We start from the raw sequence: 8,487 nt of genomic DNA, 5'->3' as shown, positions 1-8,487 counted from the left end.
GCCGAAACGCCGGCGCGGCTGCGCACGGGCGCCGCCCCCGCCCGGGCCGCGCCCGGGCAGGCCGCGGCCCGGACAGGACCTACTCGGGCGGCGCCTGCGCGGTCCCGTCCCCGGCGGCCCCGGGCTCTTCGGACTGCCCGGCCAGGGCCGCGATCTGCGCGCGGGAAGAGAAACCCAGCTTGGCCAGGATGTGCTCGACATGGGCGTCGGCCGTGCGCTTGGAGATCACCAGCTGTTCGGAGATCTCCCGGTTGGTGAGCCCTTCCGAGACCAGCGCGGCGACCTGCCGCTCCCGGCGGGTCAGTGTGTCGCCCGGGGGCGGGACCGACTGCCGGGGCAGCGGGACCGCCGGGGTGTCGGTGTCGACGAGTGCCAGCTCGACGGCGCGGTCCAGCGGGAGTTCGGCGCCCTGGGCGAAGAGCCGGGCGAACTCCTCCTCGCCCAGCTCGGCGCGGACCGCGCTCTCCACCCGCGCGTGGTCGTCCAGGTACACCGTGGCCCCCATCATCGGGGAGCCGACCTTGCGCCACAGCGCCCCGGCGGCCCCGAGCAGCCACGCGGCCCTGCGGGGGCTCGCCAGTTCGGCGGCGCCCCAGGCCAGCAGCTCCAGGCTGTTCGCCGCGCCGAACATCTCGTGGACCTCGCGGCTGCGGTGCAGACCCGAGCGGGCCAGCGCCACACACTCCGCGGGCTCCCCCCGCCCCCAGGCCGCCATCGCCTCGATGACCAGGATCTGGCCCTTGATGATGCATTCACCGCTCTCGTCACCGAGCAGCAGCAGCGCCTTCTCGCACTCCTCGACGGCGGCGGCCGAGTCGCGCAGCACCGCGTGCATATAGCCCTTCTGGTAGTGGAAGACGACCAGGCTCAGCCGGTCGTTGATGCGGTGCTGGCGGGCCAGCGCCTCGTCGAGCAGCCGCTGTCCCGTCTCCGGGTCGCCGAGCAGCCAGCGGACTCCGCCGGTGTAGCCGGTGGCGAGGGCGAGGTCGAGTTCCGAACCGGCCTGCCCCGCCACCTCACGGGTCGCCTCGAATCCGGCGAGTGCCGGTTCGAGATCGCCCTGCACCAGGGCGAGCAGGCTGCGCCAGAGCATCGCGAGTGCCCGCTCGCGGCACGGCTCGGGGTCGGCGTCGATGCCCTTGCCCAGCCAGTAGCGGCCTTCCTTGGAGAGCCCGGCCGTCACCCAGAACGGCCAGAGCCTGGCGGCCATCTCCAGACCGGGCCTGATGCCGTCGGGCCGCGAGAGCGAGTAGTCGAGCGCGCTGCGCAGATCGGCCAGGTCTCGGTACAACTCCCAGTAGAGCGGCACCTGTTCCGATGTCAGGACGGTCTCGTAGAAGTGCTGGACCCGGGCCAGATAGTGGGTGCGGTGGCGGGCGCGGCAGCGTTCCTGCTCGCCGCCGAGCGCGGCGCAGCGGTCCGCCCCGTACTCCCTGATGGTGTCGAGCAGCCGGTAGCGTGAGCCGTCGTCACCGTCCAGCACCCGCAGCACCACCGACTTGTCGACCAGGCCGATGAGGTGCTCGATGATCTCCTCGCGTGGCAGGCCGGCGCCCGAGCAGACCTCTTCGACGGCGGCCAGGTCGAACGGGCCGGCGAACACCGAGAGCCGCGCCCAGAGCAGCCGTTCCTCGGCGGAACACAGGTCGTGGCTCCAGTCGATCGCGGTGCGCAGGGTCTGGTGGCGGGGCAGCGCTGCGCTGCGGCGGCCGCCGGTGAGCACCCGGAAGCGGTGTTCGAGCCGGGCGGTCAGCTGGTCGAGCGGGATGGCCCTGAGCCGTACGGTGGCCAGTTCGATGGCGAGCGGAATGCAGTCGAGGCGTCGGCAGAGCGCCAGTACGTCCTGGTGGTTGCCCGCGTTGATCCGGAAGCCGGGCACGACGGCTGCCGCGCGCTGCTCGAAGAGCGTCGCCGCGTCGTCGTACGCCAGCGGGGGTACGTGCAGGGTGTGTTCGCCCGGGACGTCCAGCGGCTGCCGGCTGGTGGCCAGCAGGGTCACCCCCGGGGCCTCGCGCAGCAGCAGGTCGGCGAGGAACGCGCAGGCGTCGAGATGGTGTTCGCAGGTGTCGAGGACGAGCAGCAGCCTGCGTTCCTGGAGGTGTTCCATGACGACGTCCAGCAGCACCCGCCCGGACTGCTCGGCCAGCCCCAGTGCGCTCGCCACGGCCTGCGGCAGCAGCTCGGGGTCGTGCAGCGAGGACAGCTCGGCCAGGACGATGCCGTCCGCGTAACTCCCTTTGAGGGTGAGCGCCGCGCGCAGCGCCAGCCTGCTCTTGCCCACTCCGCCGGGGCCGACGAGGGTCACCAGCCGCGCCCGCGCCAGCAGTTCACGGATCCGGTCGAGCTCCGCGGAACGGCCGACGAATCCGGTCACTTCCAAGGGCAGTTCGCCGGTACGCCGGCTGTAACCGAGTGCCATGCCGCCCCCCGCCGCGCTTCCTGAACGTCTCCGCGTACACCGCGCGTCTCTGTCGCGCACCTCAGCGTACGGGGTCCACCACGGTCAGTGACACCAGGCGATCGGCAGACCCACCGGACGGGCGACCCGCGCACGCGCTACGGAGGGGCCGGGCCGGCGCCGGGCGGGCCCCGGCCGGGAACGTTTTCCGTAAGGGCGTTGCCAAGCCTTTCCCAAGGCCGTAACCCGGGGTACCCCGGCGGCGGTTGCCCGGGGGTACGACACGTACGACGCCGCGCGGTCCGGGGCGGGGATGGCGCCCTCGCCCGGGACAGCATGCGGGGCGGCCGGGGACGAGGCCGCGCGTACGTCCACACCGGGGCAGACCGGCCCCCTTGCAAGGGCCGTCCGTCGTCAGTCCTGGTCCGGTGTGGGGCGTTTGTCGTCCGGCTTCTTGGAGCGCAGCCGGGCCGTGACGTCCTCCGGCGGCAGGAACTTCGACCAGCGTTCGGGGAATTCGGACGGCATGTCCGACCCGTCGTCGTCCGTATCGGGGGCCGCGGCGCCCGGATGGTCGGGGGTGTGCGCTCCGCCCTCCGGGGGTGCCGTCTGCCGGCGCCGGAGCCGTTCGTTCGCCGCGCGGGCCGCCGCGGTCGCCACCGAGGGCCAGATCCGGTCGATGGCGGCATTGACCGCGGCTCCGACCAGGACGGCGAAGGCCGAGACCCCGATCCACAGCAGCACAGCGACCGGTGCGGCCAGCGAGCCGTAGATCGTCGGGCCCTCGACCGTACTCGTGAGGTAGATGCGCAGCAGCAGGCTCCCCAGGAACCACATGCCCAGGGCCACCAGGGCGCCCGGCACGTCCTCGATCCAGGGTGAGCGCACCGGTACGGACACGTGGTAGAGCGTGGTGAGGAAGGCGATCGAGAGCAGGACGACGACCGGCCAGTACAGGACGGCGATGACCTGTTCGCCGCCGGGCACGAACTGCACGACCCGGTCGGGGCCCGCCACCGCGAGGGGCAGCACCACCGCCCCGATCACCAGCGCGACGACGTACAGCACGATGGAGAGCAGCCGGGTCATGACGATGCCGCGCCGGCCGTCCAGCCCGTACATCACCGTGATGGTGTCGATGAAGACGTTCACCGCCCGCGATCCCGACCACAGCGCGAAGGCGAAACCGATGGAGACCACATCGGGGCGCTTGCCGTGGGTGACATTCTCCAGGAGCGGCTCGGCGAAGTCGTGGACGCCCCGGTCGGAGAGGACCGTGCTCGCCGCGTGCAGGATGTTCTTCTCCAGGCTGGCGACGGTGTGCGTGTCGGTCCAGCCGTCGACGTAGCCGAGCAGGGCGATCAGACTGAGCAGCAGCGGCGGCAGGGAGAGCAGCGTGAAGAACGCCGCCTCGGCCGCGAGCCCCAGGATCCGGTACTCCATGCAGGAGTTGACGGTGTCCTTGAGGAGCAACCACGCCATCCTGCGTTTGGAGACGTTGCGATAGAGGGCTCTGGCCCGGTGGAGCAGACCCGGATGCTGCTCCCCTGTTTCATTTGCTGCCTGCACCTCCATACCGTAGCCCCATGGCACCGAGCACTCACACAGTGACCAACCAGCCTCCGCCCCTGGTGGGACATGACGTCTTCACCACCGACCGGGTCCTGGCCGAGGCCGTGGACCGGCACACCGCGCCGGAACTCGCCGGCGGCGTGCGGGAGGAGCTGGCGCTGCTGGGCCGCAGCGCCGGATCCACGCAGGCGCGGGAGTGGGGCTTCCAGGCGAACGAGAACCCGCCGCGGCTGCGGACCCACGACCGCTACGGGCACCGGATCGACGAGGTGGACTTCCATCCTGCCTGGCACCGGCTGCTCGGCAAGGCCGTGTCGGCGGGGCTGACCGACGCCTGGGGCCGGCCGGCCGGGCATGTGCGGCGGGCGGCCGGGTTCCTGGTGTGGTCGCAGGTCGAGGCGGGGCACGGCTGCCCGGTGTCGATGACGCATGCGGCCGTGCCGGCGCTGCGGGCCGATCCGGCGCTCGCCGCCGAGTGGGAGCCGCGGCTCACCTCGCATGTGTACGAAAGGGACCTCGGGGCCCCGGGCAGCAAGCCGGGGGCGCTGTTCGGGATGGCGATGACGGAGAAGCAGGGCGGCAGCGACGTCCGCGCCAACACGACCGCAGCGGCCCCGGTCGCGGGGGACGAGGGCACGTATCTGCTCACCGGGCACAAGTGGTTCTGCTCGGCCCCGATGTCCGACGGCTTCCTGGTGCTCGCGCAGGCGCCGGACGGGCCGACCTGCTTCCTGGTCCCCCGGGTGCTGGCGGACGGCGCCCGCAACGTCTTCGCGATCCAGCGGCTCAAGGACAAGCTCGGCAACCGGTCCAACGCGTCGGCCGAGGTCGAGTTCGACGGGACCTGGGCGCGCCGGGTCGGAGACGAGGGCCGGGGGGTGCGCACCATCATCGAGATGGTGGCGGCGACCCGGCTGGACTGCGCGATCGGTTCGGCCGCGCTGATGCGGCAGGCGGTGGCGCAGGCCGTGCACCACACCGCGTACCGCAGGGCGTTCGGCGGGGAGCTGATCGACAAGCCGCTGATGCGCAACGTGCTGGCCGATCTGGCGCTGGAGTCGGAGGCGGCGACGACCCTGGCGATGCGGCTGGCCGCCGCGTACGACAGCGACACGGAGGAGGAGCGGGCGTTCCTGCGGCTCGCGGTGCCGGCCGCCAAGTACTGGGTGACCAAGCGCTGTACGCCGGTGGTGGCCGAGGCGCTCGAATGTCTGGGCGGCAACGGCTATGTGGAGGAGTCCGGGCTGCCCAGGCTGCTGCGCGAGTCGCCGCTCAACTCCGTCTGGGAGGGGTCGGGCAACGTACAGGCGCTGGATGTGCTGCGCGCGCTCCAGCGGGAGCCGCAGGCGCTCAACGCGTTCCTCCAGGAGGTGGGCAGAGCGCGCGGCGCCGACCACCGGCTGGACCGGGCGATCAGGGACCTGCTCACCGAGCTGGCCGATCTGGACGGGATCGAGGGCCGGGCGCGCCGGGTCGCCGAGCGCATCGCGCTGGTGCTCCAGGGCTCGCTGCTGGTGCGCTGGGCGCCGCCCGAGGTCGCCGACGCGTTCTGCGCCTCACGGCTGGGCGGCGACTGGGGTACGGCGTTCGGCACGCTGCCGCACACGCTGGACCTGGGATCGGTCGTCGACCGGGCACGGGCCGACGGATAGCGCGGCCCCGTCCGCCCCCTTCAGGGCAGCACCGGGCAGTGCCGGGATCGCGACGCGGCACGGGGCCAGCCGGGGTCGATGCTGCGCCGACACGGCACCACCCCGGCTGGACACCCAGCTTCGTGCAACCGCCTTTTTTTACGCCAGGGTTGCAGATCGTTGCAAGGGTTGTGCGGAGTCCGGTGCGCCGGGGCCACCGGAGATGCACGATGAGGCACGGCACAGCTGGACCGAACGGAACACCGGACCGACCGGACCAAGTGGGCCGACCGGCCGAGCAGGCCGGACGCAGGCCGAATTCGTGGACCACAATCGGGAGTACCCATGAGGACCGGAGCCTCCGGCGTGGCCGGCCCCATAGCCCGGCACACCCGCGAGAGCGCCCGTACGCTGCACGGCATACGTGAGGCGACGCTCTCCGGGGACCGTCCGGAGCTGGCACCGCGCCCGGTCATCGGCGCTTCCTGGCAGCGGATGCTCCGGATCGGCCTGGACCCGGAGCGGGACACCAGCAGTGTGCTGCTGGGCGTGGCGGAGCTGGAGCACCGGCGCAGAGCCACCGCGCTGGGCGATCTGCTGCCGACGCTCAGCCGGGGGCTCGCCTCGGTCGCCGACGCGTCGATGCAGGTCATGGTGGTCACCGATGCCGACGGCCGGGTGCTGTGGCGGGAGGGCAACCGGGCCGTCCTGCGCCGGGCCAACGGCATCTGGCTGCAGGAGGGCGCCGCGTGGAGCGAGGGTTCCACCGGCACCAACGCGGTCGGCACCGTCCTGGCGACCGGTCAGACCCTCCAGGTGCACTCCGCCGAGCACTTCGTCCGTACGCTGCAGAACTGGACCTGCGCCGCAGCGCCCGTGCAGGATCCGCGCGACGGGCGGCTGCTCGGGGTCATCGATGTGAGCGGCCCCGACTCCACCTTCCACCCGGCGATGCTCGCCCTGGTCGACTCGGTGGCCCGGCTGGCCGCCGCCGAGCTGCGGGAGCGCCATCTCGACTCGGTGGAACGGCTGCGTTCGGTGGCGGCGCCGGTTCTGAACAGGGTGGGCGGCCGGGCCCTTGCGGTGGACGCGCACGGCTGGCCCGCCGCCGTGACCGGGATGCCGCCGGCCGGACGTCTGCCGCTGCCCAAGTCCTTCGGGCCCGGCCGGATCTGGCTGCCCTCGCTCGGGATGTGCACGGTGGAGCCGCTGCCGGGGGGCTGGCTGATCCGGCTGGACGGGGAGGGGCCAGGCCCGGGCCTGCGGGGTGACGGGGCGGCGGCGAGCCGGGTCGTCCTCGATCTGAGCGGGAGCAGGCGCTGGTCGGTGACCGTGTCGGGGGCTTCCGGCAGCTGGACCCAGGATCTGACGCCCCGCCACGCGGAGCTGCTGTGTGTGCTGAGCCTGCACCGCGAGGGCCGGACCGCGGCCGAGCTGGCGGACGACCTGTTCGGCGACGCGACGCGGACGGTGACGGTGCGCGCGGAGATGTCGCGGGTGCGCCGCGGTCTCGCCGAGGTGCTGGCGCACCGCCCGTACCGTTTCGCCGACGGGGTCGATGTGGAGGTGAAGGGCCCGGACGACCCGGCGGACCTGCTGCCGTACTCGACGGCGCCCGCGGTGCGCAGGTCCGTACTGCCGCGGCCGTGAATTGTCTCCCGACCAGGCATGTATTAGCTTAGGCGAGCCTAACCTAATGGATCGGGGGCAAGGGTGAGCGCCGAGGTACACCGCGACCGCTGGGGCATTCCGCATCTGCGCGCGGACAGCGCCCTGGCCCTGGCCCGCGCGCAGGGCCGTAACGCGGCGACGGACCGCGCCTGGCAGATCGAGACCGAACGGCACCGGGCACAGGGCACGAGCGCCGCCTTCCTCGGGCCCGAGGCCGTCGGCTGGGACCGCTTCGCCCGACGGGCCAGGCTGGCGGACACCGCGCGGCGCTGCTACGCGCAGCTGGACGCGGACACCGCCGAGTGGGTCGGCGCGTACACCGAGGGCGTCAACGCCGGGCTGGCCGAAAGCGCCGGGGACGCGGCGGAGTTCGCCGCCACCGGCCTTGAGCCCGGCAGCTGGCAGCCGTGGACGCCGCTGGCCGTCTGGCTGTCCACCCACATCCTCTTCGCCCAGTTCCCCGCCAAGCTGTGGCGCGAGGAGGTGGCCGCCGCGCTGGGCGACCGCGCCGTTGACCTCTTCGCGGCCGACGGGCCCCACACCGCGGGCAGCAACGGCTGGCTGGTCACCGGGGAACGCACCGCGAGCGGCGCGCCGATCCTGGCGGGCGACCCGCACCGCTTCATCGAGGCGCCGGGCGTCTACCAGCAAGTCCACCTGGCCTGCCCGGAGTTCGATGTGGCGGGCCTCGCCGTGCCGGGCATTCCCGGCGTCGCGCACTTCGGGCACGCCTCGACGGTGGCCTGGTCGATCACCAACGCGATGGCCGACTACCAGGACCTCTACCGGGAACGCCTGCGGCGCACCGGCGCGGGCGTGGAGGCGTTCGGCCCGGACGGCTGGGAGCCCGCCACGTCCCACACCGAGACCATCGAGGTGGCGGGCGGCGAGCCGGTCACGGTGGAGGTGACCGAGACGGCACGCGGCCCTGTCGTCGTCGGCGGCCCGGACGCCCCTTCGGCGATCAGCCTGCGGTATCCCCCGCGGGTCACCGGTGAACTCGGCTTCGACGCCATGGCGTCGCTGCTGCGCGCCCGTACGGTCGACGATGTGGACCGGGCCCTCGACCGGTGGGCCGAGCCCGTCAACGTCGTCCAGGCCGCGGACACCCGGGGCGGCCTGCTGCACCGGGTCGCGGGCGCCGTCCCGGTGCGCGACCGGGCGAACGGGCTGCGGGCCGTGCCCGCCTGGGAGACCCGGTACGCCTGGCGCAGT

5 protein-coding genes are annotated in these 8,487 nt (G+C 73.1%); 3 read left to right on the top strand and 2 right to left on the bottom strand.

All coding sequences use genetic code 11. The annotated features are described in order from the left end of the window. Positions 1–79 precede the first annotated feature (79 nt). Together G3I19_RS32045 and G3I19_RS32040 are read right to left on the bottom strand one after the other, a co-directional pair. Positions 80–2,419, bottom strand: coding sequence for a LuxR C-terminal-related transcriptional regulator (locus G3I19_RS32045; RefSeq protein WP_164267228.1), 2,340 nt, complete (start codon positions 2,417–2,419; stop codon positions 80–82). A 393-nt stretch (positions 2,420–2,812) separates the two neighbouring features. Continuing rightward, positions 2,813–3,967, bottom strand: a complete 1,155-nt coding sequence (locus tag G3I19_RS32040) for a YihY/virulence factor BrkB family protein (RefSeq protein ID WP_164267227.1) — start codon at positions 3,965–3,967, stop codon at positions 2,813–2,815. Between the two features lie 17 nt (positions 3,968–3,984). On the opposite strand from G3I19_RS32040, the gene G3I19_RS32035 reads away from it, so the two are divergent. From G3I19_RS32035 to G3I19_RS32025, 3 genes are all read left to right on the top strand, one after another. Continuing rightward, positions 3,985–5,622: an acyl-CoA dehydrogenase family protein gene (locus G3I19_RS32035; RefSeq protein WP_164267226.1), complete on the top strand. Its 1,638-nt coding sequence runs from the start codon at positions 3,985–3,987 to the stop codon at positions 5,620–5,622. Between the two features lie 324 nt (positions 5,623–5,946). Continuing rightward, positions 5,947–7,251 (top strand): helix-turn-helix domain-containing protein, encoded by a 1,305-nt coding sequence (locus G3I19_RS32030; RefSeq protein ID WP_164267225.1) that lies wholly within the window; start codon positions 5,947–5,949, stop codon positions 7,249–7,251. Positions 7,252–7,314: 63 nt separating this feature from the next. Further along, a partial coding sequence (locus G3I19_RS32025) for a penicillin acylase family protein (RefSeq protein ID WP_164267224.1) occupies positions 7,315–8,487 on the top strand: 1,173 nt, incomplete at its 3' end.

Source organism: Streptomyces sp. SID10853 (assembly GCF_010548145.1).
Classification (GTDB): domain Bacteria; phylum Actinomycetota; class Actinomycetes; order Streptomycetales; family Streptomycetaceae; genus Streptomyces.
The sequence above is the reverse complement of the archived record's forward strand: the minus strand, read 5'-3'. Positions and strand labels throughout refer to the sequence as shown.

What these genes read in the sequence shown, in the direction of transcription:
- G3I19_RS32035 (WP_164267226.1), top strand. Translation starts at nt 3,985, where the DNA reads ATGGCACCGAGCACTCACACAGTGACCAACCAGCCTCCGCCCCTGGTG.
- G3I19_RS32030 (WP_164267225.1), top strand. Translation starts at nt 5,947, where the DNA reads ATGAGGACCGGAGCCTCCGGCGTGGCCGGCCCCATAGCCCGGCACACC.
- G3I19_RS32045 (WP_164267228.1), bottom strand. Translation starts at nt 2,419, where the DNA reads ATGGCACTCGGTTACAGCCGGCGTACCGGCGAACTGCCCTTGGAAGTG.